23 protein-coding genes and 1 pseudogene are annotated in these 24,212 nt (G+C 35.3%); 17 read left to right on the plus strand and 7 right to left on the minus strand.

Annotated elements, in window-relative coordinates; translation table 11 throughout:
* The first annotated feature begins 53 nt into the window (after positions 1 to 53).
* The 3 genes from AC1Q8M_RS24735 to AC1Q8M_RS24745 all read left to right on the plus strand — a co-directional run bounded on the left by AC1Q8M_RS24735 (position 54) and on the right by AC1Q8M_RS24745 (position 3,206).
* The gene (locus AC1Q8M_RS24735) at positions 54 to 308 is read left to right on the plus strand and encodes a biotin/lipoyl attachment domain-containing protein (protein ID WP_000859489.1); all 255 of its coding nucleotides are present in this window, start codon (positions 54 to 56) and stop codon (positions 306 to 308) included.
* Between the two features lie 106 nt (positions 309 to 414).
* Positions 415 to 1,836 carry an amino acid permease gene (locus AC1Q8M_RS24740; RefSeq protein WP_097946541.1) on the plus strand — a complete coding sequence of 474 codons (1,422 nt, stop codon included), beginning with the start codon at positions 415 to 417 and terminating at the stop codon, positions 1,834 to 1,836.
* A 95-nt stretch (positions 1,837 to 1,931) separates the two neighbouring features.
* Entirely contained in the window at positions 1,932 to 3,206 is a 1,275-nt protein-coding gene (locus tag AC1Q8M_RS24745) for an acetylornithine deacetylase (protein WP_098855527.1), read from the plus strand.
* 99 nt (positions 3,207 to 3,305) lie between these two features.
* On the opposite strand, the gene AC1Q8M_RS24750 is transcribed toward AC1Q8M_RS24745, so the two are convergent.
* The gene (locus AC1Q8M_RS24750; protein WP_001262770.1) at positions 3,306 to 3,959 is read right to left on the minus strand and encodes a DUF1232 domain-containing protein; all 654 of its coding nucleotides are present in this window, start codon (positions 3,957 to 3,959) and stop codon (positions 3,306 to 3,308) included.
* Between the two features lie 130 nt (positions 3,960 to 4,089).
* Between AC1Q8M_RS24750 and ytaF the strand changes: the two genes are divergently transcribed.
* Positions 4,090 to 4,701 carry a sporulation membrane protein YtaF gene (ytaF, locus tag AC1Q8M_RS24755; protein WP_065481910.1) on the plus strand — a complete coding sequence of 204 codons (612 nt, stop codon included), beginning with the start codon at positions 4,090 to 4,092 and terminating at the stop codon, positions 4,699 to 4,701.
* A 118-nt stretch (positions 4,702 to 4,819) separates the two neighbouring features.
* Here ytaF and AC1Q8M_RS24760 read toward each other — a convergent pair whose 3' ends face one another.
* Together AC1Q8M_RS24760 and glsA are read right to left on the minus strand one after the other, a co-directional pair.
* Entirely contained in the window at positions 4,820 to 5,161 is a 342-nt protein-coding gene (locus tag AC1Q8M_RS24760; protein ID WP_000766603.1) for a DUF3969 family protein, read from the minus strand.
* A 174-nt stretch (positions 5,162 to 5,335) separates the two neighbouring features.
* Positions 5,336 to 6,265, minus strand: a complete 930-nt coding sequence (glsA, locus tag AC1Q8M_RS24765) for a glutaminase A (RefSeq protein ID WP_001149850.1) — start codon at positions 6,263 to 6,265, stop codon at positions 5,336 to 5,338.
* A gap of 69 nt (positions 6,266 to 6,334) precedes the next feature.
* On the opposite strand from glsA, the pseudogene AC1Q8M_RS24770 reads away from it, so the two are divergent.
* The 13 genes and pseudogenes from AC1Q8M_RS24770 to AC1Q8M_RS24830 all read left to right on the plus strand — a co-directional run bounded on the left by AC1Q8M_RS24770 (position 6,335) and on the right by AC1Q8M_RS24830 (position 20,625).
* Positions 6,335 to 6,447 (plus strand): annotated as a pseudogene (locus tag AC1Q8M_RS24770) (transcriptional regulator).
* Positions 6,448 to 6,588: 141 nt separating this feature from the next.
* A complete protein-coding gene (gene nagE / locus AC1Q8M_RS24775; RefSeq protein WP_000938908.1) occupies positions 6,589 to 8,091 on the plus strand; it encodes an N-acetylglucosamine-specific PTS transporter subunit IIBC in 1,503 nt (500 codons plus the stop codon).
* Positions 8,092 to 8,343: 252 nt separating this feature from the next.
* On the plus strand, positions 8,344 to 9,591 hold the full coding sequence (locus AC1Q8M_RS24780) for a serine hydrolase domain-containing protein (RefSeq protein WP_000371817.1): 1,248 nt from the start codon (positions 8,344 to 8,346) through the stop codon (positions 9,589 to 9,591).
* A gap of 154 nt (positions 9,592 to 9,745) precedes the next feature.
* Positions 9,746 to 10,147 (plus strand): LSm family protein, encoded by a 402-nt coding sequence (locus AC1Q8M_RS24785; RefSeq protein WP_000335542.1) that lies wholly within the window; start codon positions 9,746 to 9,748, stop codon positions 10,145 to 10,147.
* 16 nt (positions 10,148 to 10,163) lie between these two features.
* The gene (locus AC1Q8M_RS24790) at positions 10,164 to 10,358 is read left to right on the plus strand and encodes an LSm family protein (RefSeq protein WP_000899476.1); all 195 of its coding nucleotides are present in this window, start codon (positions 10,164 to 10,166) and stop codon (positions 10,356 to 10,358) included.
* 13 nt (positions 10,359 to 10,371) lie between these two features.
* Positions 10,372 to 11,919, plus strand: a complete 1,548-nt coding sequence (locus AC1Q8M_RS24795) for a glycosyltransferase family 2 protein (protein ID WP_025118422.1) — start codon at positions 10,372 to 10,374, stop codon at positions 11,917 to 11,919.
* Entirely contained in the window at positions 11,909 to 13,153 is a 1,245-nt protein-coding gene (locus tag AC1Q8M_RS24800; RefSeq protein WP_000994262.1) for a nucleotide sugar dehydrogenase, read from the plus strand. The genes AC1Q8M_RS24795 and AC1Q8M_RS24800 overlap by 11 nt, the downstream gene beginning before the upstream one ends.
* Positions 13,150 to 14,115, plus strand: coding sequence for a UDP-N-acetyl-alpha-D-glucosaminuronate decarboxylase (locus AC1Q8M_RS24805; RefSeq protein WP_000037053.1), 966 nt, complete (start codon positions 13,150 to 13,152; stop codon positions 14,113 to 14,115). The genes AC1Q8M_RS24800 and AC1Q8M_RS24805 overlap by 4 nt, the downstream gene beginning before the upstream one ends.
* Positions 14,108 to 15,652, plus strand: a complete 1,545-nt coding sequence (locus AC1Q8M_RS24810; RefSeq protein ID WP_001130009.1) for a glycosyltransferase family 2 protein — start codon at positions 14,108 to 14,110, stop codon at positions 15,650 to 15,652. Before AC1Q8M_RS24805 ends, AC1Q8M_RS24810 begins: the two co-directional genes overlap by 8 nt.
* Positions 15,621 to 15,842: a hypothetical protein gene (locus tag AC1Q8M_RS24815; RefSeq protein ID WP_002094217.1), complete on the plus strand. Its 222-nt coding sequence runs from the start codon at positions 15,621 to 15,623 to the stop codon at positions 15,840 to 15,842. Before AC1Q8M_RS24810 ends, AC1Q8M_RS24815 begins: the two co-directional genes overlap by 32 nt.
* Before the next feature lie 152 nt (positions 15,843 to 15,994).
* Complete coding sequence (pflB, locus tag AC1Q8M_RS24820) at positions 15,995 to 18,244, plus strand: formate C-acetyltransferase (protein WP_000195468.1); 2,250 nt, start codon at positions 15,995 to 15,997, stop codon at positions 18,242 to 18,244.
* Between the two features lie 69 nt (positions 18,245 to 18,313).
* Positions 18,314 to 19,045 carry a pyruvate formate-lyase-activating protein gene (gene pflA / locus AC1Q8M_RS24825; RefSeq protein WP_098400399.1) on the plus strand — a complete coding sequence of 244 codons (732 nt, stop codon included), beginning with the start codon at positions 18,314 to 18,316 and terminating at the stop codon, positions 19,043 to 19,045.
* Positions 19,046 to 19,458: 413 nt separating this feature from the next.
* Positions 19,459 to 20,625: a diglucosyl diacylglycerol synthase gene (locus AC1Q8M_RS24830; RefSeq protein WP_000594694.1), complete on the plus strand. Its 1,167-nt coding sequence runs from the start codon at positions 19,459 to 19,461 to the stop codon at positions 20,623 to 20,625.
* A gap of 374 nt (positions 20,626 to 20,999) precedes the next feature.
* Here AC1Q8M_RS24830 and AC1Q8M_RS24835 read toward each other — a convergent pair whose 3' ends face one another.
* The 4 genes from AC1Q8M_RS24835 to AC1Q8M_RS24850 all read right to left on the minus strand — a co-directional run bounded on the left by AC1Q8M_RS24835 (position 21,000) and on the right by AC1Q8M_RS24850 (position 24,203).
* Positions 21,000 to 21,119 carry a YfhE family protein gene (locus AC1Q8M_RS24835; RefSeq protein ID WP_000358482.1) on the minus strand — a complete coding sequence of 40 codons (120 nt, stop codon included), beginning with the start codon at positions 21,117 to 21,119 and terminating at the stop codon, positions 21,000 to 21,002.
* Between the two features lie 109 nt (positions 21,120 to 21,228).
* Positions 21,229 to 21,786, minus strand: a complete 558-nt coding sequence (locus AC1Q8M_RS24840; protein WP_000914737.1) for a GNAT family N-acetyltransferase — start codon at positions 21,784 to 21,786, stop codon at positions 21,229 to 21,231.
* A 241-nt stretch (positions 21,787 to 22,027) separates the two neighbouring features.
* On the minus strand, positions 22,028 to 23,158 hold the full coding sequence (locus tag AC1Q8M_RS24845; RefSeq protein WP_098361327.1) for an amidohydrolase: 1,131 nt from the start codon (positions 23,156 to 23,158) through the stop codon (positions 22,028 to 22,030).
* A 139-nt stretch (positions 23,159 to 23,297) separates the two neighbouring features.
* A complete protein-coding gene (locus AC1Q8M_RS24850) occupies positions 23,298 to 24,203 on the minus strand; it encodes a TIGR01777 family oxidoreductase (protein WP_000684406.1) in 906 nt (301 codons plus the stop codon).
* Positions 24,204 to 24,212 lie beyond the last annotated feature (9 nt).

A 24,212-nucleotide genomic window follows, 5' to 3' on the forward strand; every position in this document is an offset into this window, starting at 1 on the left:
TACAGGATATACAACGTTTCGGTGTCAATTAATAAGAGGGAGGGGTTTATAAAGTGAAGACAGTTATAGAAGGTGTGTATAGTCCTTGTTATGGAAAAGTAGAGAAGTTATTTGTTACGGAAAGTTCTTACGTATACGAGTGGGAGAAATTAGCGTTAATTGAAACAATAGATAAACAGAAAGTAGAAATTAAGATAGGAATCAGTGGTTATATTGAATCATTAGAAGTAGTAGAAGGACAAGCTATTGCTGATCAAAAGTTATTAATAACAGTAAGGGATGACCTTTTAGTAACAGGCAGTGATTAATGTAAGTGATATGTATTTTTGCTATTTTAAATCATTATTTTTACGGTGAAGAATTTTAAAAACGCTTACATTAAATGGATTGGCAAAGTGAAAAGGGGGGATTTATATGATGGATCAAAACCAAGGATTAAAAAGAGAATTGAAAAGCAGGCACATATTTATGATTGCACTCGGTGGAGTTATTGGTACAGGACTTTTTTTAGGATCAGGTTATACGATTCATGAAGCTGGGCCTGGAGGAGCAATTGTAGCCTATCTTGTCGGTGGATTTGTAATGTATTTAACGATGCTCTGTCTTGGAGAATTAGCGGTTGCGATGCCTGACGCAGGGTCTTATCAAACGTATGCGACAAAGCATATTTCCCCTGCAGCGGGTTATGTAGTGGGATGGATGTCGTGGTTAAACTGGTCTGCTACGATAGGCATTGAATTAATTGCAGTTAGTATTTTGATGAAACGTTGGTTTCCTGATGTACCGTCATGGATTTGGTGTGTAGTGTTCGCGGTACTGCTCTTTGCTATTAATGCGTTATCTTCAAGAAGTTTTGCGGAAGTGGAATTTTGGTTTGCAAGTATTAAAGTAATTACAATTATTGCATTTATTATTTTGGGCGGGGCAGCAATGTTTGGGTTTCTAGATATGAAAGGAAATGAACCAGCGCCAATGTTCTCTAGCTTTACTGATTATGGTGGATTGTTTCCAAATGGATTATCAGCCATTTTAATTACAATGATTGCAGTTAATTTTTCTTTCCAAGGAACAGAATTAGTTGGTATTGCAGCAGGTGAGAGTGAAAATCCAGAGAAAACGATCCCGAAGGCAATTAACAATACAGTTTGGCGTATACTTGTTTTCTTTGTACTATCTATTTTTATTCTTGCTGGACTATTCCCTTGGCAGCAAGCAGGAGTAATAGAAAGTCCATTCGTAGTTGTATTTGATAAAATTGGTATTCCTTATGCAGCAGATATTATAAATTTCGTTATTATTACAGCAGTACTATCCGTTGCGAATTCAGGATTATATGCAACTTCGCGTATGCTATGGTCTATGTCTAATCAAGGAATGATTAGTCCAATTTTTGGCAAGTTATCTAAAAACGGTGTTCCTATTTATGCATTAATCGTAAGCACAATTGTAGGGTGTCTCTCACTACTATCAGGTATTTATGCGGAAGATACAGTTTATTTATGGCTGCTTTCTATCGCTGGATTCGGAGCGATACTAGTTTGGGCATCTATTGCTTTATCAAATTTATTAGCTAGAAGGTCATACATGAAGCGGGGCGGGGATGTTAAGGACTTGAAATTTAAAACACCATTGTATCCATTTGTACCACTTCTTGCGTTAGTATTAAATTTAACAGTAATCGTTGGCATGGCCTTTATTCCAGAACAAAGAATGGCATTGTATTGTGGTATTCCATTTATGATTGTTTGTTTACTGTTTTATCGTGCTACAAGAAATAAGGGAAGTAATGTAGAGCATATTAAAAAGACAAATACAACGGAAGTAGAGAGTTTATAATAGTGATTAATTAGGAGACTGTAAAATTGTAAACAGTCTCTTTTTTTGTGAAAATAAAGCTGGAAACATACTATGTATGCAAAGGGGAATTAGCGATGAATCCAGAATTTTCGCAGTTGTTAAAACAAATAGATTCAAGGAAAGAGGAATTACTAGAACTTACAAAAACTTTAATTCGTTTTGAAACACCAGCACCGCCAGCGAGAAATACAAATGAAGCACAAGAATTTGTTGCAGAGTTTTTAAGAAAACGAAATTTTAGTATTGATAAATGGGATGTATATCCGAATGATCCGAATGTTGTTGGGGTAAAAAAAGGGATAAAAAGTGACTCATATAAAAGTCTTATTATTAATGGACATATGGATGTAGCCGAAGTGTCAGCAGATGAGGCATGGGAAACAAATCCATTTGATCCATTTATAAAAGATGGCTGGTTAGTTGGACGTGGCGCAGCAGATATGAAAGGTGGGCTGGCTGGAGCGCTATTTGCCATTCAACTTTTACAAGAAGCTGGTATTGAATTACCTGGAGATTTAACTTTTCAATCGGTAATTGGAGAAGAAGTTGGAGAAGCAGGTACACTTCAATGCTGCAAAAGGGGTTACGATGCTGATTTTGCAGTCGTAGTGGATACGAGTGATTTACATATGCAAGGGCAAGGCGGTGTCATTACTGGATGGATTACAGTGAAAAGTCCGCAAACGTTTCATGATGCAACGCGCAGACAAATGATCCATGCTGGAGGACGTTTATTTGGAGCGAGTGCGATTGAAAAAATGATGAAAATTGTACAAAGCTTACAAGAATTAGAGCGCCACTGGGCAGTTATGAAAACATATGAAGGCTATCCATCTGGAACAACAACAATTAATCCAGCTGTTATTGAGGGAGGAAGGCATGCGGCGTTTATTGCGGATGAGTGCCGATTGTGGATAACAGTGCACTTCTATCCGAATGAAACACATGAACAAATAATAAACGAAATTGAAGAGTATATTGGAAAGGTGGCAGCTGCCGATCCATGGTTAAGTGAAAATCCGCCACAATTTAAGTGGGGCGGAGAATCAATGATTGTAGATCGTGGGGAAATTTTCCCTTCATTAGAAGTAGATAGTGAACATAAAGCTGTAAAAAAACTTAGCTCAGTACACGAGTCTATTCTATCAAAAAATGCAATTTTAGATATGTCTGCAACGGTAACTGATGGTGGTTGGTTTAGTGAGTTTCACATTCCAGCGATTATATATGGACCAGGTACATTAGAAGAAGCACATTCTGTAAATGAGAAAGTTGAAATTGAACAGTTAATTGAATTTACAAAAGTGATAATAACATTTATATATGAATGGTGCCACACGAAAAAATAGATTTGTATAGTAAAATCGTACGAGTATGTATACTTGTACGATTTTTTAGTGAACTATTTCAGAGTTGAATATAAACAACTGAAATAGTTCTTTATTTTGCTATGTCTTTCGTTTCATTTCAATTAATTTCTCTTTCGCTAATTCAACGGCAATCGCATCATCTAAATAGCCAATTGGAAAGAGATAGTCGGGAATAATATCTGTCGATAATATGAAATAAAGTAATGCGCTCCCAAGAACTGCACGTTCTTCTTTTGAAATGGCTTCATTACAAAATTGTTGATACATATCTGTTAATTGTTCAATAAAAGGACCAGCACTATCAATTTGCTCTAATTTGCTTGCAAAACTGTCATGAATACGTTTTTCGCCTTCTGTTGTCTGGGCATAGCGTTCGTAATTTTCGAGTTCTTGTTTTACGCGAGTTGTAGTGTAATCGAAATCGAATAAGTTAGAGGATTGTAAAGTTTGCTGAATGGTATCAAGAGATGTGTACATATCCGTTTTTTCTTTATTTATGTGAGGAGAATCAGGGTACATTTCATCAAATAACAATTGGGGTGGAACTTGAAGACATTCTGCAAATTTTTGTAGATGTTTTTGTTTTGGCGGTTGTTTGCCATTAATAATTCTTGAGACTGTTGCAGGATCAATATTTGTAAGTATTCCTAGTTGGCGCATAGATAGGGCGCGTTCTTTTAAAAGTTTTTTTATTAATTTACCAAGCCGATCATTCGGGTTTTCATTAGCCATAGTGTAGGCACTCCTTTTTTAGTGTTGAAAAAATGTTGAGCATTTATTACAAGTATATGAAACAGACAGGCACAGTTGCTCAACATTTTCATAATATGCATTGAAAAGTGAGAAAAAGGGGTGACTATTTATGAGTACGGCAGGCTTATTTTCAATTTTTTTAATCGGGATCGCTTCTAATTTAGATAATGCAGGTGTTGGAATTGCGTATGGCATTCGTAAAATTCGTATTTCGTGGTTTAACAATTTTATCATCGCATTCTTCGGGTTTTTATTTACTTTACTAGCTGGATTTTTTGGGAACTGGATTGCGTTATTTATTTCAGAGTTTACAGCAAACCTGATTGGAGCAATCGTTTTAGGGATAATCGGGGTGTTTATTTTATGTCAGCCTTTCTTGAGTCAAAAAAATACTGTAGGTTCTAAAGGTGATAATGTACTTATGGGAATTTTACGTGATCCAGAAAAAGCAGATTTTGATGGCTCTAAAACAATTAGTTTTTCTGAAGCACTTGTTTTAGGAGTTGCATTATCTATTAATAATATTGCAGGTGGGTTTGATGCTGGGGTAACAAATTTAAATCTTTGGCTTACAGCGACTATTTCTGGGGTGTTTAGTTTTATTTGCATAAGTGGTTTTGCATATGTAGGGAAACGATATTTAGCAGCATACTTAGGGAAATGGGCGACGGTTATTGCAGGAGTGTTATTAATACTTATTGGGATTGATCAGTTGTTGTGAAAATAGAAAAGCAATGTTCGAGCATTTCCTCGGAAATACTTGAATAAATTGCATATATCGACATCGGATATTTACTTCTTAATAAATAAAAAGCACCTACATACTACATAGGTGCTTTTTAGCGTATGTCTTCAATTAATTGCTCTGATTCTTCATGCATACTGTATTCACTTAACACTTGGATGCAAAGCCATTTTAATTCCTCGATAGTATGCTCAAGTTCTTCAGGAAGCACATGATGAATGTCTTCAAGTCCCATCCCGAAATGAATAAGTTCAAGTACTTGATCATCGATGTTCCGATCCATTAATAATTCAAGTACTTCTAAATTGAATATGTATCGGTGAGCTTCGTCGAGTGAAACAACTTTTAACTTCAAGCTTTCTACAATACTCAATATAAAAAGAAGGATTGTTTTTTCAAGAACAGGTTGTTTTCCCATTTGAAATATTAGTTTCATCTTTCACACCTCCACATATAGCGCTAGGTTGTACTATATTATTCAGGAGGGGGGAACAAATATGCATGATATAGAGAAACTTTCAGCACTGTTTTTGTAAGAGGATTGATAACTGACAAAAGTGAGGTTTTGGTGAAATAAAAAATCCTGCTAGTATAGCAGGATAACTCGCGATTAAAAAATACTCCAGCCTTCTTGAGCAGAAAGAAGTTCAAGAATTTTAAAACCAGCAATACTATTTCCGTTTGCATCTAAAGCTGGTCCGAAAATGCCGATTCCCATATCGCCTTTTACGCAGCCGAAAATACCACCCGCTACACCACTTTTTGCAGGGATACCAACGCGTATTGCAAATTCACCAGATTCGTTATACATACCACATGTGACCATAAATGTTTTGCAAATTTTTGTAATATGTTTAGGGATGATTTGTTTCTTTTTATATGGATCATATCCATCCATTGCAAAAATTAAGCCGATACGTGCTAAATCAATGCAGTTTACTTCAACTGCGCATTGACGAGTATATAAATCCATAAGTTCTTCAATATCACAATCGATAATACCGTTTTGTTTCATATAATAGCAAAGCGAACGATTTAGATAAGCTGTCTCTAATTCTGAATCGGCAACTTTAGAGGAATAATTAATAGTAGGGTTATCTGTTATTTCACGTACAAAATGAAGAATACGTTCCATTTTTTCCTCGTTATCTTTTCCTGCTAACATGCTTGTAATAGCTAATGCTCCTGCATTTATCATTGGATTAAGGGGTTTGGATGGACTTGTCGTTTCTAACTTAATAATAGAATTAAATGGGTCACCCGTTGGTTCCATTCCAACTTTAGAAAATACATATTCTTCACCACGGTCTAAAAGGGCAAGGGCAAGTGTAATTACTTTGGAAATACTTTGAAGAGTAAATAGTGTTTGTGAGTTGCCTGCATGGATATATTCTGTTTCTTTATGGAAAATGGCAATCCCTAAATCGTCTGGATTTGCATTTCCTAGTTCGGGGATATAAGTAGCAAGTTTTCCTTTTTTCGTATATGGTTTTACTTGTTCTAACAACTGTTGTAAGTTGTTTGTTTCAATGCACTGCATAGTACCAACGCTCCTATTTCGAATTAACTAAGTTTACTTTTCCCGATATGCTCGGAAATAAATAATAACATGAAAAAGTGGAATGATAAAACGAAAGTTATATGTTCTATAGTAGGTCGTTCTTTCAAGTCCTTTGTATTAAAAAAGGAGAATTTCCCTTTTATATAACAGTTTGGAAATAGGAGATTTATCCATAAAAAATTCGAAAATAAAAACTACACATCTATACAACTATATGTTATTATGGTTATGTAAATAGAAAGCGTTTTCTAAGGCGTACTTATAATGATAACGATTTCATAAATTTGATAGGGGGAATTAAAATGTTGCAGTTTTTACAACGTATTGGTAAAGCGTTAATGCTTCCAATCGCCGTACTACCAGCAGCAGGATTATTGCTTCGTTTAGGGCAACCAGATGTATTTGATATTCCTGTTATGGCACAGGCCGGTGCAGCAGTTTTTGATAATTTAGCACTCATTTTTGCAATTGGTATTGCAATCGGTCTTTCAGTTGATGGTAGTGGTGCAGCAGGTCTTGCAGGTGCAATTGGTTATCTAGTTATGAAAAACAGTATTGATGCACTTAGTAAGGGATATTCTACTGTAGAATTACAAGATAAATTAGGCAAAGTCCAAGATTTAATAGGTAATAGCGCTAATGTTGATCCATCTAAGCTTGCAGATACAATGACACAAGTATCTAAGGCAGCCGAATTATCGACTAAAGTGGATATGAAAGTTTTAGGTGGTATTATTGTTGGTGTTATAGCGGGACTTCTTTATAATAAATTCCATAAGATTAAACTTCCAGAATGGTTAGGGTTCTTTGCTGGAAAACGTTTCGTCCCAATTGTTACATCGGTTGTGATGTTAATATTAGGAATTCTATTCGCACAAATTTGGCCAGCAATTCAAAATGCTATCGATGCATTAGCTCATGGAATTGTTAATTTAGGGGCAGTTGGTTCAGGTCTATTTGGTTTATTAAACCGTCTATTAATTCCAATCGGTTTACATCATGTAATGAACACATACTTCTGGTTCGTACTTGGTGACTTTACAAATGCAGCAGGTAATGTTGTAAACGGTGATATTGCTCGCTTCCTTGCCGGAGATAAAACAGCGGGTATGTTTATGACTGGTTTCTTCCCAGTTATGATGTTCGGTTTACCAGCTGCATGTTTCGCAATGATTGCGGCTGCTAAACCAGAAAAACGTAAAATGGTTACAGGTATGTTAGGTGGTCTAGCATTAACTTCATTCTTAACTGGTATTACAGAACCAATTGAATTCTCATTCATGTTCTTATCACCAGTATTATATGGTATTCATGCTGTATTAACAGGTCTGTCTCTATTCATTACAACAACACTTGGCATTCACGATGGTTTCACATTTAGTGCCGGTGCAATCGATTACTTCTTAAACTTTGGTATTGCAACAAAACCAGTATTACTTGCGGGAGTCGGTTTAATTTACGCAGTAATTTATTTCGTTGTATTCTACTTCTTAATTAAGAAGTTCGATTTAAAAACTCCTGGTCGTGAAGACGAAGAGGAAGTAGCTGAAGGTGAAGAAGCTCCAGTTGCAGGTTCAATTGGTGAAACTTACGTAGCAGCTTTAGGTGGAAAAGAAAACTTAACAGTTATTGATAACTGTGCAACACGTCTACGCTTACAAGTAAAAGATGCTGGTCAAGTAAATGAAGCAGCATTAAAACGTGCTGGTGCAAAAGGTGTTATGAAATTAAGTAATACAAGTGTACAAGTTATCGTAGGTACAAATGTTGAATCTGTTGCCGATGATATGAAAAAACACGTATAAATAATGAGATAAGAGGATGTCCAAAAAGATTGATAACATCAATTTTTTACAGGATATCCTCTTTTTTTGTTAACAATTTAACGGGAATCTTACTTTTGTAAATTTTCTTTTTCTTTTTTGTACATATGGGTTGGTAATATGTGTAGTGCGTGATAAAGTAGGGATGATATAGAATGGATTATCCATAATCTACTAAAATAAATCTTTAGTAGAGGAATTAAATTATTGGTGAGTAAGGGGAAAAAAGCAATTATGGATCAGGAAAAAAATAATGCGAATGGGAAAGCAAATCGGCCGATTGTATACATAAAAAGGACAATCATTTTCGTCTTACTATTATCACTTGTATATTTCATGTATACAAAAATTGTTGCGCATAATAAGAAAGAAGAAACTTTAAAAGCGGCAGCAGAAATGAAGAAACAAGAAGAGCTAAAAAAGAAAGAAGAAAAAAAGAAACAAGAAGTACAAAAGCAAAAACAAAAAGAGCAGGAAGAACAAGTGAAGCAAGCGCAAGCTGCGGAACAGCCTGTTGAAGGACCACCTCAAGAAATTAATGAAAACGCTCAATTGGACCAGTATTTACAAAACGCAGGATTTAGCGGGACAGCTGTTATTGTGAAGAACGGAAAAGTTCTTCTGAATAAAGGGTACGGTATGGCAAATAAAGAGCAGCAAGTACCGAATAATTCAGAGACGACTTTTTATATTGGTTCTATTTCAAAGGCGTTTGTAGCAACTGCTATTATGCAATTGAAAGATCAAAATAAATTACAAGTTGAAGATACTGTTGCGAAGTATATTCCAGATTTTCCACAAGGTAATAGTATTCAGCTAAAACATCTATTAACACATACATCAGGGATTCCAGAATATGAGCAAGGAAAAGAAGATATTTCCCATGAAGAACTGATAAAGCGGATAGGAAATCAAAAGCGTATTGGTGGTCCAGGAGAGAAGTGGAAGTATTCCGATTCGAACTACTCTATACTTGCATACATTGCCGAGAAGGTAAGTGGACAGTCGCTTGAAGAATATATTAAACAACATATTTTTGCTACTGCCGGTATGAAACATTCTGGTTTTGGCACAGCGTTAGAACAAACAAGATTCCCATCAACGGGTTATAAAATAGTAAATAATAATATGACAACACCTAATATTCCGAGCATGTCACAACTATATGGTTGTGGTGATATATATACGAGTGCACATGATTTATATTTATTTAACGAAGCGTTATACTCTGGAAAGTTAATTTCAAAAGCGAGTTATGATCAAATGTTTACAGCCGTGAAAAAAGATTACGGATTTGGCTGGTACGTAGACCCAGGAAGCTATTCGAATCACGGTGTAATGCCAGGTTGGAATTGTTTAAATGGATTTAGTAAAAATGGTAGTGTGTATGTTGTTTTATTATCTAACATTCAAAACAACATTAAATCATTTGGTAAAGTGAATAATGACATTTATACGATGTTGCGAAATATTGAAGTGTAAGAAACTATCCTTTTGGATAGTTTTTTTTTGCCCTGAAACAAATATTTCTTTTAGAAAATGTATGCCTTACCTATCACAAAAATATCTATTTTGTATACATTAAGATGTATGGATGTAAAATTTTATAATCTAAAAATAATAGGAGGAGAAGTGTATGTGTCTGTTCAGAAAATATTGGCATAAATTATCAAGATTGTTTAATAGACAATTAAGCTATTTTTTAGATGATAAATTATTGCCTGCTGTGGAACGACTTTTATTTTCGCAAAACTTTGCAAGGTTTATTCAAAGAAACTCTAAGCAAGCTACGGAAGAATTTATAAAATCAAGCCAATTTCAATCTATTATTTGCAACATTTTAAAAGAATGCAATACATCACCTTTTAAAGAAATTGCAAAGCAGTATTTAGGTAAAAATGTTGAAATTACGGTGACAGTTGGACAATTAACAGGCGTTATTGTAGCAGTCGGTGATGATTTCTTAACATTGCAAGAAGGTATAGGAACTGAAGTTTTATTACCATTTACAAGTATTATATCAATTAAAGAAGTGTAAGAAAGGAGAGCTATATATGTTATTTACTGATGAATTACGTAACCATGTTGGTGAATTAGTGCAAGTTGTGACAGCTGTAGAAATTGTTACAGGCATTCTTTTATCTGTGACAGATGGGGCGGTAAGTGTTCGTACTTCTCCTTCTTATGGACCACCGGAAGATGTAATTGTGCGTACTCCTATTATTGCTTATGTTCGCTTGGAAGGGTAAGCGTGATACAAGTATGAGAGTATCAGTTGTTATTCCAGCGCACAATGAAGCGAGTACTTTATCACAAGTTTTAGTAGAAGTGGAGAAGCTCAAGCCTTACGAAATTATTGTAGTAGATAATGGCTCGACAGATGGAACGAAAGACATAGCGTTACAACATCATTGTCACGTGATTTATTATAAACATTCTCTTGGCAATGATGTTGGACGGGCTATTGGAGCTAGAGAAGCAAAAGGTGAAATTGTTTTGTTTTTAGATGGTGATATTGTTATTGATAGTAAAGAGTTACAACGTTTCGTGAAAGGAATTCGACAAGGGCATCAAATTGTTGTGAATAATTTAACATGGTCGGTTTATTTAAAGATGAGACCACATTATACGACAGTTGGAAAGTTCATGTTGAATCGTTATTTGAATAAAAAGGAGCTTGTTGTTGGATCTTTAATTGCAATTCCACATGCGATGAGCAGGGAAGTTATCGAGAAACTTGGGTGGTGGAATTTAGCAGATCCAGCACTATTTCAAGCGATAGCGATGTCTAGAGGAGTAGATATTGTTGATACGGCTTCGGTCGATGTAATTCACACAAATAAGGTTCGTCCTGTGCATACAGGAACATCACCTGGTTCTCCTTATCCGAAAGCGACTAGCCGTATTATGGGTGATCATTTACGTGCTTTGCAATATGTAATCGAAACATATGGTAAACGCGGCGGTTTTTCGGAGGGAAACAGGGATAGGGAGTTTATAGGGAACTATAAACCAGTTGTATTAAAGAAGGAAAAAGCGAAATATAGTGCGATTATACCAGTGTCAGAAGAAAAAATGACGATAAGATTTGTTATACAAGAAGTAAAAAAAGCAGGGGTAGATGAAATTATTGTTGTCGCGAATGGAGCAGATTTTGAGACTGTTAAACAGGCAAAGCTAGAGAATGTTATTGTTGTTGAATTCGGGGAGGCGCTTGGACATAATGTAGCACGAGCGATAGGTGCCATGCATGCTACGGCAGATATTTGTTTATTCGTTGATGGTGATTTTGTTATTCCAGCAAAAAAGCTCACTCCATTTTTGCAAGCTGTTGAAGATGGAAGTGACGTGGTTTTAAATGATTTACAATGCTTATTAGATATGTTTCATCCTGCAGATCCAATTAGTATGGGGAAATATTTTGTGAATTTAGTAGCGAAAAGACCGGATTTATGGAATAACTCATTAACGGCAGTACCACATGCTATGCATAAAAGGGTAATAGAGAAAATAGGATATGACTCGCTTGTTATTCCGCCATTAGCTCAAATGAAAGCTATTTTGGAGGTTTTTTCTATTACAGCAGTAGAATTTGTAGATGTTATAAAAACCAATCGGGTACGCCCGGAGCAACATGGATTTGTAAATGGACGTATTCCGGCATTTGACCGTATTTTCGGTGATCAACTTGAGGCGATTGCTTATCTATTACAATATACAGACGAACGTGGGAGTTTTACAGATGGAGATCGCGATAGAGACACTATTCAACAATTGAGAAAGGAAGAAAAGAATACAGATGAATGCTAGTAGTAAAGTAGCTATTATTGGATTAGGGTATGTTGGTCTTCCTTTGGCAGTACATTTTGCAGAAAGAGGACATACCGTACTTGGATTAGATAAAGATACTAGAAAAATAGAATCGATTATAAAAGGAGAAAGTTATATTCCAGATGTTTCTTCTAAAGTGTTGCAAAGTTTATTGACTAAAAATAAATTAATAGTAAATACACCAGATAAAGGTATTACTGATTTCCAAAGTAGTGATTATGTTATTGTTACTGTCCCAACTCCAATTAATGAACGAAGAGAACCAGATTTAAGTGCCCTCATTTCAGCTTCGCATTATATACAACAAAATCTCCAAAAAGGACAAACCTTCATTTTTGAAAGTTCCACATATCCAGGCACACTTGAGGAAGTTATTATTCCTATTATTTCTCAAGCTGGCCAAAAGGTAGGAGAAGATTTCTATATCGGATATTCCCCTGAGAGAATTGATCCAGCAAATAGTCAATATTCAGTTCAATCTATTCCAAAAGTTATTAGTGGACAAACAGAAAAGTGTAAACAAAAAGTACAGGATTTATATAGTACCATTTTTGACGTAGTTGTACCTGTTAGTTCGCCGAAAGTAGCAGAGATGTGTAAGCTATTTGAAAATATTCAGCGCTTAGTTAACATCTCTTTAGTAAATGAGTTAAACACATTATGTGAAAGTTTAGGGATTGATTTTTATGAGGCCATTGAAGCGGCATCTACAAAACCTTTTGGATTTACTCCGTATTGGCCAGGACCAGGGATAGGGGGGCACTGTATTCCCGTAGACCCCTTATATTTTCAATGGAGAATAAAAAAGAATGGGGCAATTAGTCAATTAATTGAGGCGGCACATGTAATTAATGAAGAAATGCCAGAGAAAATAGTCCGGAAAGTAAAGGGTATGGTGCAATCACCCGGACTAGTTTTAATTGTAGGAATCGCATATAAGAAAGATGTAAATGATTTGAGAGAATCACCGGCTTTGCCAATTATTCAATTACTAATAAAAGAAGGATACGAGATAAAATACCATGATTCATATATTTCTTCCGCGGAAATTGGAGATAAGGTGTATCAATCTGTTGCTTTGGATGAACAAACAGTTAAAGAGGCAGGTTGTATTTTAATTTTAACTGACCACTCTAATATCGATTGGAAGCTTTTTAAAGGAATGAACCGAGTAATAGATACAAGGGGAATTATAAAGAAGGTGAGTGTATGAGTAAGAAATGTTTAATTACAGGTGGGGCCGGATTTATTGGATCTCATTTAGCTGAAGAGTTGGTGAGAAGGGGTTATAAAGTCACAATTGTGGATAACTTCTATAAAGGGAAAAATAAGTATCATAATGAGCTAATGAGAGAGATTCGAGTTATTCCAATAAGTGTTTTAGATAAAAATTCTATTTATGAATTAGTAAATCAACATGATGTAGTGTTTCATTTAGCAGCAATTTTAGGTGTTAAAACGACAATGGAAAAAAGTATAGAGCTCATTGAAACGAATTTTGACGGAACGAGAAATATTTTACAAGCAGCATTAAAAGGAAAGAAGAAAGTAGTTTTTGCATCTACTTCAGAAGTGTATGGTAAAGGCAAACCGCCTTTCTCTGAAGAAGGAGATCGATTGTATGGGGCAACTTCTAAAATTCGTTGGAGTTATGCAGTTTGTAAAACGTTAGAAGAAACATTATGTTTAGGATACGCATTAGAAGGCTTACCTGTAACGATTGTTCGTTATTTTAATATTTATGGTCCAAGAGCGAAAGATGGTCCATATGCAGGGGTAATCCCGCGATTTATCCGTGCAGCTTTGCAAGGAGAAGACATTCTCGTATATGGAGATGGAAAGCAGACACGTTGCTTTACGTATGTGAGTGATGCGGTAGAAGCAACAATTCGGGCAATGGATGAGAAGGTAAATGGTGAGATTATTAATATAGGTTCTGAGAACGAACAGAGTATAAAAGAAGTAGCAGAAACAATTAAAAAACTAACGAAATCTTCTTCGAAAATTGTACAAGTTCCTTTTGAGGAAGTATATCCACATGGCTTTGAAGAAATTCCGAATAGAAGGCCGAACGTAAAGAAGTTAAGAGAACTTGTTCAATTTCAAGCGACAGTAACGTGGGAACAAGGATTGAAAGAAACTATTAAATGGTTTCGTGAAGAAAACAATGGCTAAGTCGCTATCAGTTATTATTCCTGCAAGTAATGAAGTAGATACGATTTCAGACGTTATTCAATCGGTCAAACCGTTAAATCCAGTAGAGATTATTGTCATAGCAAATGGTTGTAATGATGGTACAGAAGAGGTTGCTAATCGGTTAGGTTGTAAAGTAATCAGGTATACAGAACTATTAGGAAACGATGTTGGGCGTGCAGTTGGCGCAAAACATGCGATAGGTGATGTATTACTATTTATAGATGGGGACTTTGCTATTCCAACTTCCAAATTACAATTGTTTCTTAATCCAATTTTACATGATCAGACTGACATCGTTTTAAATAATTTGGACGCATTGTTTTTAAAGAAACAAAAACCCCATTCCGTTACAGTGTGGCGTCAAATATTAAATGCAATGTTAGAGCGTGAAGAATTAAAGATAGATTCTTTATTATCTGTACCTCATGCGTTGACGAAAGAAGTCGTCCAAAGTATTGGATATGAATGTTTAGTTAATCCTATTGTAGCTCATTTACGTATAGCACAAAGTAAATGGAGAATTAACCGTCATTGTGCTATTGATGTTATTACGCCGAATAAATTTCGACCGATTGAACATGCTGCATATGGAACGAACCTTTCTCAATCTGAAAGACGAATGATAGGTGATCATATAGAAGCAGTTGCAGAACGAATAGTAAGCAGTGATATACGCGGGGGATATTATGATGGAAATAGGAAAAGGGATAGCGTCTATCATACTTTAAATTTCGAAGATTTTTATCAAGGATGGGGCGTTACATCCAATTTGTATAGAGAAAAGCAACTATCGGTTGTTATTCCTGTACAAAATGAAGAGAAAACAATTGGAAAGGTTATAGAAGAGCTTCGTAAAATTGAACCTTTTGAAATCATCGTTGTCGTAAATGGTTCGTCAGATAAAACAGCAACGATTGCAAAAGACAAAGGCGCAACAACCATTGTATATAAAGAAGCCCTTGGAAACGATGTAGGGCGTTCACTTGGAACTTATTTTGCAAAAGGAGAAATTGTGTTATTTATAGATGGTGATTTTGTTATTCCAGCTAGTGAACTATATCCTTTTGCAAAAGCTATTGCAGATGGAAAGGACGTCGCATTAAATGATTTAAATCATTATTTAGATTTAAGAGTACCACTTCATCTTGTAACTGCATTTAAGTATGCACTAAATTTAGCTTGTGATAGAAAGGATTTAGGGGTAGGCTCACTTATTGCGGTACCTAATGCATTTAGCCACAAGTGTTTGAAAGCAATTGGATACAAATCTTTATTGTCACCTTGTGTAGCACAGGTGAAGGCTCTTCTTTCTGGATTTGAAATTGCATGTGTATGTCGTGTTGAGGTTGATAAGATGAACCGTATTCGTCCCAGTGAACATTTTGCAAAAATAGGTCATCCTCCAGCTGTACTTCGAATTATAGGTGATCATATAGAAGGACTAGAGCAAATAATTGCATCAACAGACAATCGTGGCGGATTCTATGATGGCAATAGAAAAAGAGATGTTTTATAGAAGTAACAAAAAAAGTGTACAACATGTGTACACTTTTTTGTTCTGTTATAAAAACTATAACAGATTAGGAGATAAGAGTATTACAGCTCTACAATGGGTATTGTTCTTATATTACAAAATAGGACTCGTATATAAGGATACCAAAAAAATACAATTAAGGAAAGGGTTAATTTTAAAGACTTTTAAATGAAGTTAACACTATATATATAGTAGTTTGCTCAACATTTCACAAACATGTCACAACTATTTCGTTCACTTTCGTAAAAAAGTAGTATTCTAAGTGTGTAAGCTGTTATATAAAAAATCTTAGTCCTGTACTAATCAAAAATGGAGGAGATTAGGATGACTCAAGTATTAGAAAATGTTAAAAACGCATGGGAAAACTTTAAAGGTGAAAAATGGAAAGCAGAGATTGATGTTCGCGATTTCATTTTAAATAATGTAAACGTTTTCGAAGGAGACGAATCTTTCTTAGCAGAAGCAACTGAAGCAACGAAACAACTTTGGGATCAAGTAATGGATTTAACAACAAAAGAACGTGAAAACGGTGGCGTTCTTGATATGGATACAAAAATTGTTTCTTCTATTACATCACATGACCCAGGATACTTAAATAAAGATATTGAAAAAGTAGTCGGTTTCCAAACTGATAAACCATTTAAACGTTCTTTACAACCATATGGTGGTATTCGTATGGCAGAACAAGCTTGTGAATCTTATGGATACGAAATGGACAAAGAACTTAGTCGTATTTTTAGAGATTGGAGAAAGACTCATAACCAAGGTGTATTTGATGCTTATACACCAGAAATGAGAAATGCACGTAAATCAGGTGTTATTACTGGTCTTCCAGATGCATACGGTCGTGGACGCATTATCGGTGACTATCGACGCGTAGCATTATATGGTATTGATCATTTAATTGAAGCGAAAAAAGCTGATTTGAATTTAACTGGTGGTGTAATGAGCGAAGATACAATGCGTTTACGCGAAGAGTTATCTGAGCAAATGCGTGCACTTCAAGAACTAAAACAAATGGCTGCTTCTCATGGTTTCGATATTTCTAAACCAGCAACAAATGCACAAGAAGCATTCCAGTGGTTATACTTCGCATATCTTGCAGCGATTAAAGAGCAAAACGGAGCTGCAATGAGTCTTGGACGTACTTCTACATTCTTAGATATTTACATTGAAAGAGATTTAGCAAATGGTACTTTAACAGAAGAAGAAGTACAAGAAATTGTAGATCACTTCATTATGAAATTACGTCTTGTGAAATTCGCAAGAACACCTGATTATAATGAATTATTCTCTGGTGACCCAACTTGGGTAACTGAATCTATCGGTGGTATGGCATTAGATGGTCGTCCATTAGTAACAAAGAACTCATTCCGTTTCTTGCATACATTAGATAATTTAGGACCAGCTCCAGAACCGAATTTAACAGTTCTTTGGTCTAAACAATTACCAGAGAACTTTAAAAACTACTGTGCGAAAATGTCCATCAAAACATCAGCAATTCAATATGAAAATGATGACATTATGCGTGCTGATTACGGCGATGATTACGGAATTGCTTGTTGTGTATCTGCAATGAGAATCGGTAAGCAAATGCAGTTCTTCGGAGCTCGTGCAAACTTAGCGAAAGCATTATTATATGCAATTAACGGTGGTAAAGATGAAAAATCAAAAGCACAAGTTGGTCCTGAGTACGCACCAATTACTTCTGAAGTACTAAATTACGAAGAAGTTATGCATAAGTTTGATATGACAATGGAATGGTTAGCGGGTCTATATTTAAACACATTAAATGTTATCCATTATATGCATGATAAATATAGTTATGAACGTATTGAAATGGCACTTCATGATACAAATGTTCTTCGTACAATGGCAACAGGTATCGCGGGTCTATCTGTAGTAGCAGACTCATTAAGTGCAATTAAATACGCACAAGTAAAACCAATCCGTGATGAAAATGGTATTGCAGTCGACTTCGAAATTGAAGGGGACTTCCCTAAATACGGTAACAATGATGATCGTGTAGATGAGATCGCTGTAAATCTCGTGAAAACATTTATGAATAAACTGCGTAAACATAAAACATATCGTAATTCCGTTCATACAATGTCAATTTTAACTATTACATCTAACGTTGTATACGGTAAGAAAACTGGTAACACTCCAGATGGACGCCGTACTGGAGAACCATTTGCACCAGGTGCAAATCCAATGCATGGACGTGATACAAAAGGTGCATTAGCTTCATTATTATCTGTAGCTAAATTACCATATGAAGATGCACAAGATGGTATTTCTAATACATTCTCTATTATTCCAAAAGCACTTGGTAAAGAAGATGATGTACAAGTACGTAACTTAGTATCTATGCTTGATGGCTATGCAGTAAAAGAAGGCCATCACTTAAATATTAACGTATTTAATCGTGAAACATTAATGGATGCAATGGAACATCCTGAGAAATATCCACAATTAACAATTCGCGTATCTGGTTACGCTGTAAACTTTATTAAATTAACTCGTGAACAACAAATTGATGTAATTAACCGTACAATGCATGAAAGCATGTAAATGAAAAAAGTGTCCCTTCGCTTTTAATACATAGCGAAGGGAGGCTGTTTCAATAAAGGAGGAAGTAACATGGTAAAAGGAAGAATACATTCTGTAGAGTCTTGTGGTACTGTTGATGGCCCAGGGATTCGTTATGTCATATTTACACAAGGGTGTTTATTACGTTGTCAATATTGTCATAATGCTGATACGTGGGAAATCGGTAAAGGTAAAGAAATAACAGTTGAAGAAGTGATGCAGGATGTGACATGTTACTTTCCATTTATTGAAGCCTCCGGAGGCGGTATAACAGTTAGCGGTGGAGAGCCATTATTACAGCTAGACTTTTTAATTGAGTTGTTTAAAAAGTGTAAAGAGGCTGGTATCCATACAACAATCGACTCTTCTGGTGGGTGTTATTCTGAGGAACCAGAATTCCAAAATAAGCTAGATATTTTAATGGATTATACAGATTTAGTTTTATTGGATTTGAAACATATCGATTCCAAAAAGCATCGTAAATTAACAGGGAAACCAAATGAACATATTTTACAATTTGCTCGTTATTTATCGGATAAGAATAAAGCGATTTGGGTACGACACGTATTAGTTCCTGGTGTTACGGATAATGAAGAGGATCTACAAAAACTATCTAGCTTTATTCAAAGTCTGTCTAATGTTCAAAAAGTTGAAGTGTTACCATATCATAAGCTTGGTGTATATAAATGGGAGGCGCTTGGACACAAGTACCCACTCGCAAATGTAGAACCACCTACTGAGAAAAATGTAGAACATGCTAAACATATTTTACAAGCGGTCTAATCCAAATATTGGATTAGGCTTTTTGCTTTCTTTACAATAAAATCTAGAGTATATATTGATAAAAGAGTATACTGAAAGTAGAATATCCATAATTTTGTACGGACTAAGTGGATAAATTTACATAATTGTAAAGGGAAATCAAAATAGTAAAAAGAATTAAGAAGTAAAAGAGTGAGTATCATGGAATAGAGAAGATTTGTAAGTTATTGCGAAAGCTCTTATAGGAAAGTATAATGTAAAGATATGAGCACAGATAGGATTAAGGGGTCAATCTTATATGCTTTGCATATCCACGACAGGTACATAGCTGAAAAGGGAATTATTAGAATCTGTTTATGTAATTTTTAAGGAAAATGTTTTTCCTATTGTCGTATATGCAATATGGAGAAACAAAAAGCTAGGAGTGGATTTGTTTGATAAAAAACCCCAAGGTTTTAATATTAACTGCACATTACGGTAATGGTCATGTGCAAGTAGCAAAAACATTAGAACAAACATTTCGCCAAAAAGGAATTGAAGATGTTATTGTATGCGACTTGTTTGGAGAATCACATCCATTTATAACTGACATTACAAAATATCTATATTTAAAAAGTTATACAATAGGAAAAGAATTATATCGTTTGTTTTATTACGGGGTAGAAAAAATTTATGATAAGAAAATAGCATCTTGGTATGCGAACTTTGGAAGAAAACGTTTGAAAACACTGTTACAGGTGGAGAAACCTGATATTGTAATTAATACATTTCCAATTATTGCTGTACCAGAATTGAAAAAACAAACGGGGATTTCAATTCCTGTCTATAACGTATTAACGGATTTTTGCGTGCACAAAATATGGATTCATCGAGAAGTAGATCGTTATTTTGTTGCAACGGATCACGTGAAAGAATTGATGGTTGATATCGGTGTACCTGCGGAACAAATTGTTGAAACAGGAATTCCAATTCGGAGTAGTTTTGAGTTAAAGGTAAATTCAGACATCATATATAATAAATATCAGTTATGTAAGAATAAAAAGATTTTACTAATTGTAGCAGGTGCTCATGGGGTATTAGGAAATGTAAAAGAACTATGCCAATCATTTATGTCAGTGCCTAATTTACAAGTAGTTGTCGTTTGTGGAAAAAATGAAGCTTTAAAACATGATTTATTAAGTTTACAGAAGCAAAATTCCGATGCATTAAAAGTGTTTGGGTATGTTGAAAATATTGATGAATTATTCCGAGTTACTTCTTGTATGATTACGAAGCCAGGCGGAATAACATTAAGTGAAGCAGCAGCGTTGCAAGTACCTGTCATTTTATATAAGCCTGTTCCAGGACAAGAAAATGAAAATGCGATGTACTTTGAAAAAAAAGGAGCAGCAGTTGTCATTCGCGATGATAGTGAGGTTTTCGCAAAAACAGAGGCATTATTACAAGATGATGTGAAGCTTCTTCAAATGAAAGAAGCAATGAAAAGCATCTATCTTCCAGAGCCAGCTGGTCATATTGTAGATGCAATTTTGGCAGAAAATCATGCAGAACCGCGTCATATACCTATTAAATCACCTGCTCTTGCACAATCTTTTACTTAATATGAAACCCTCTTTGTATATGTAAAGAGGGTTCTTTATTATTTTTAAAGAAAATTTAGCCAGTTATCCACAAAGTAATTGCGCTTTCATTAAACAGTAAAGTCGGAATATTAACAACTATATCCACATTGTCCACAATTTTTAGAAAAATATCCACAATTAAAACAGCTGATATATGCTTTAATATAGAAAAATATTAAGTGTTTTTGAAAATTACTAACAATTGCATCAGTTTTGTGGATAAAGTTGTCCACAGCAAAAAGGCCCCTTATGCATAAGCATAAGGGGTCTTTTTGCTTACTTCTATCAGTCGAGAAAATTATGTAATGAAAATGAATAATTAGGGGGGAAACTTCTAATTATTCATTTTCACTTTAAATGCTTTTCGAGCGATATCCTGCTGCACGATCTGCTTTTTGAAATTCGCGTTGATAGAGAACTTCTTGTGTACTAGATAATGTGTTTTTTGCTTTATCACGTTTCTTTTTATCCATTACAAATCACCTCGTGTCTTAAAGTTACTATTTATCGTTTCCAAAGACATGAGGGGATATACGCATATGGAAAATGTTAATGATTGATTATCATTTCAGAAAATTTAGATTATGCTTCTTTTAATTGATGAGCATCTTGGAAGGTTGTATCTCGCATTGTAGCAAGTGTGTATTGATCTTTTGGAATTTCATATAAGTTATATACTTCTTCGTTTGCGTTAATTTCATCATATACGGCTTTTCTTGTTTCGTTTGCTAGATTCACATATTGCAGTTTTTCTGCAGCTTTAATAGAACGAATATTTATTTTACGAATACGCATGAAAATTGTTTCAATATCTAATTCGTAGAAAAGTTCACTAAAAAATGAATCTTTTGCCAATTTATTATAGCCTTTTCCATGATATGGTTTGCCAAGCCATGTCCCGAGAAATCCAGCTTTTTCTTGCACATCAAATAAAGTAATTGTTCCGATAGGGTTACCCCATTCATCTAAAATTGTGCGTGAAATTAATTCACCACGCTCTTCAGCTTCAATCGTTTGTTTCGTTAAGAATAAATATTCTTCATAAGAATAAGCCTTTTGACGCACAAAAGGGAAGACAGCTGGATCCACCATTAACTCGTATAGAACGTGGCTGTCGTGTAAGTCGCGTTTTTTCAACATACTAACTCCTCCTCACACGAGGGTAGCATGACGAAAAAACACCCCACCCTCGAAATTTTTATATCAATCTTTAAAAAATTTCGGGGTGGGAATCGAACCCACTAGAACCAGTTTCTAACGCTGGTGGCGCACCATTTGCCTTCCCCATTCATCAATTTGAAAATGATAATCACGACACAAATTGATTATGGTTTCATTCAGTTTATAATCGTATAATACTTTATCTAGTCAAAAAAATAAACTAGTTTTTTTTATTTTTTTTGTAAATTATTTTTCCATCAATCATAGTTAGTACAGGCTTGGCTAAATAATGGAAAGGATGATGAGTCCATAACACGAGATCGGCGTCTTTTCCAACCTCGATGCTTCCAATTCTATCCTCTAACCGCAAATTTCGCGCTGGGAATATGGTGATTCCTTCTAGTGCTGTTTTCTCGTCTAACCCTTCTCTTACTGCGACAGCAGCACAAATATTTAAATACTGAATGGGTGTATAAGGATGGTCTGTTGTTATAGAAACTTCCACACCATTTTTGGATAATATATGGTAAGTATCCCATGTCTTGTTTTTTAGTTCGATTTTAGAACGGCGTGTCAGAGTGGGACCAACTGAAACTTTCAAATTGTGTTTCGAAAGCTCTTCAACAAGAAAGTGTCCTTCTGTACAATGTTCAATACGTAGATCGAGGTTGAATTCCGTTGCAAAGCGTAGCGCAGAACTAATATCATCTGCTCGATGGGCGTGGATACGTACGGGTATTTCACGACGTAATGCTTTTAAAATAGGAAGCATTCGAAAATCAGCTTCGTGCCCGTAGTGTTGTGCTTCATAGAATGATTCCCGAAGTAACCCCATAATCCCCATACGTGTTATGGATTCTTTTGTTCCATTACTATGGACTTTTTTAGGGTTTTCTCCAAAGGCAATCTTTAAACCAGCAGGTTCTTGAATAATCATATGATCAATACAAGTTCCAGCTGTTTTTATTACACAAGTAGTACCCCCGATAATATTTTGACTGCCAGGCATAACGTGAACGGTTGTAATTCCATGTTGTACAGCGTCTTGAAAGGCGATATCGAGAGGATGGATTCCATCTAAAGAACGAATATGTGGTGTTGAAACTTCAGATGTTTCATTGGCATCATTTCCAGCCCAACCAGTACCTTCATCATAGAGACCAAGGTGAGTATGGACATCAATAAAGCCAGGTAAGAGATGGAGTGCTCGTGCATCTATAACGGTCATATCTTGAGTAGGTTGAATAAAAGGTTTGACCTCGGTAATTCGCTCTCCTGTAACGAGTACATCACCTTGAAACTTTGGAGATGTAATAGGGTATACAATGGCTTGTTTGAGCAATATTTTCATAGGTACCTCATTTCTGTTACTTTATAATGCTAATGGAAGTTAAGGGAAAGTAACTGAAAGGTTATTTGTATGGTAATGCTTCGGATCCTAGAAAATGAAAGTTTTAAAAGGGCCCATGTAAAATTGTGTTTTAGAAGTACTACATTGTATGCGAAAGTATATTTTGTAATGCATGGTCTATTGCCGGAAATGTGTATTGGTATCCATGTTTAATTGCTTTACTAGGTAATACATGTTGCCCTTCTAGTACAAGTATGCTCATCTCACCTAATAAGGCGTGAAGCATAAATGAAGGGACAGGCAGCCAATGTGGTTTTCTCGTTGCAGCAGCGATGGTCTTTCCAAATTCCTTCATTCTTATAGGTGTTGGTGCTGTCATATTAAGAGGACCATCAATTTCTTTTTTGTGTATGATGAAATCCATCATACGAACGACATCGTCTATATGAATCCATGATAACCATTGTTTCCCAGAACCAATGGTGCCGCCGATATAGAATTGATAGGGAAGTAACATTTTTGGCAAGGCTCCGCCATCTGCACCTAATACAACGCCAAATCTTGTGTAAATTGTTCTTATTCCGAGAGAACATGCTTTAGCTGCTTCTTGTTCCCATAAAAATACTGTTTCTGCTAAAAAGTCATTTCCAGGCGTTTCTTGTTGCTCAGTAAAAGACTCTACTTCAGATGTTCCGTAGTATCCAATAGCACTTGCATTAATAAATGTATGTGGTTTTTTATGGAGTGCCTGCAATTGTTTAATGAGTCCTTTTGTTGTTTGAATTCTACTGTTTAAAATGGCTTTCTTTTGTTTCTTTGTCCATCTACTATTAATAGACTCTCCGGCTAGATTAATAACTACATCAATAGAAGAGAGGGGGAAGGTTTGTAAATCTGGTGTCCATTGAACATACTGAAGTTTAGGGTCGGAAGTTTCAGTAGTTTTTTTTCGTGTGAGGATGTAAACAGTATATCCTTTTTGAACAAAAAAAGTAGAAAGATATTTACCGATAAAGCCTGTACCACCAGAAATTGCGATTTTCACAAGTATTTC

Source organism: Bacillus sp. GW823-FHT06A10, from assembly GCF_058795375.1.

Bases quoted from the DNA above. Each gene is read 5' to 3' on its own strand.
- AC1Q8M_RS24800 (WP_000994262.1), top strand. From the start codon at position 11,909: ATGAATGCTAGTAGTAAAGTAGCTATTATTGGATTAGGGTATGTTGGT.
- AC1Q8M_RS24840 (WP_000914737.1), bottom strand. From the start codon at position 21,786: ATGTTGAAAAAACGCGACTTACACGACAGCCACGTTCTATACGAGTTA.
- pflB (WP_000195468.1), top strand. From the start codon at position 15,995: ATGACTCAAGTATTAGAAAATGTTAAAAACGCATGGGAAAACTTTAAA.
- ytaF (WP_065481910.1), top strand. From the start codon at position 4,090: ATGAGTACGGCAGGCTTATTTTCAATTTTTTTAATCGGGATCGCTTCT.
- AC1Q8M_RS24750 (WP_001262770.1), bottom strand. From the start codon at position 3,959: ATGGCTAATGAAAACCCGAATGATCGGCTTGGTAAATTAATAAAAAAA.
- AC1Q8M_RS24785 (WP_000335542.1), top strand. From the start codon at position 9,746: ATGTGTCTGTTCAGAAAATATTGGCATAAATTATCAAGATTGTTTAAT.
- AC1Q8M_RS24790 (WP_000899476.1), top strand. From the start codon at position 10,164: ATGTTATTTACTGATGAATTACGTAACCATGTTGGTGAATTAGTGCAA.
- AC1Q8M_RS24740 (WP_097946541.1), top strand. From the start codon at position 415: ATGATGGATCAAAACCAAGGATTAAAAAGAGAATTGAAAAGCAGGCAC.
- glsA (WP_001149850.1), bottom strand. From the start codon at position 6,265: ATGCAGTGCATTGAAACAAACAACTTACAACAGTTGTTAGAACAAGTA.
- pflA (WP_098400399.1), top strand. From the start codon at position 18,314: ATGGTAAAAGGAAGAATACATTCTGTAGAGTCTTGTGGTACTGTTGAT.
- AC1Q8M_RS24810 (WP_001130009.1), top strand. From the start codon at position 14,108: ATGGCTAAGTCGCTATCAGTTATTATTCCTGCAAGTAATGAAGTAGAT.
- AC1Q8M_RS24845 (WP_098361327.1), bottom strand. From the start codon at position 23,158: ATGAAAATATTGCTCAAACAAGCCATTGTATACCCTATTACATCTCCA.
- AC1Q8M_RS24795 (WP_025118422.1), top strand. From the start codon at position 10,372: ATGAGAGTATCAGTTGTTATTCCAGCGCACAATGAAGCGAGTACTTTA.
- AC1Q8M_RS24780 (WP_000371817.1), top strand. From the start codon at position 8,344: ATGGATCAGGAAAAAAATAATGCGAATGGGAAAGCAAATCGGCCGATT.
- AC1Q8M_RS24835 (WP_000358482.1), bottom strand. From the start codon at position 21,119: ATGGATAAAAAGAAACGTGATAAAGCAAAAAACACATTATCTAGTACA.
- AC1Q8M_RS24745 (WP_098855527.1), top strand. From the start codon at position 1,932: ATGAATCCAGAATTTTCGCAGTTGTTAAAACAAATAGATTCAAGGAAA.
- AC1Q8M_RS24815 (WP_002094217.1), top strand. From the start codon at position 15,621: ATGATGGCAATAGAAAAAGAGATGTTTTATAGAAGTAACAAAAAAAGT.
- AC1Q8M_RS24805 (WP_000037053.1), top strand. From the start codon at position 13,150: ATGAGTAAGAAATGTTTAATTACAGGTGGGGCCGGATTTATTGGATCT.
- nagE (WP_000938908.1), top strand. From the start codon at position 6,589: ATGTTGCAGTTTTTACAACGTATTGGTAAAGCGTTAATGCTTCCAATC.
- AC1Q8M_RS24760 (WP_000766603.1), bottom strand. From the start codon at position 5,161: ATGAAACTAATATTTCAAATGGGAAAACAACCTGTTCTTGAAAAAACA.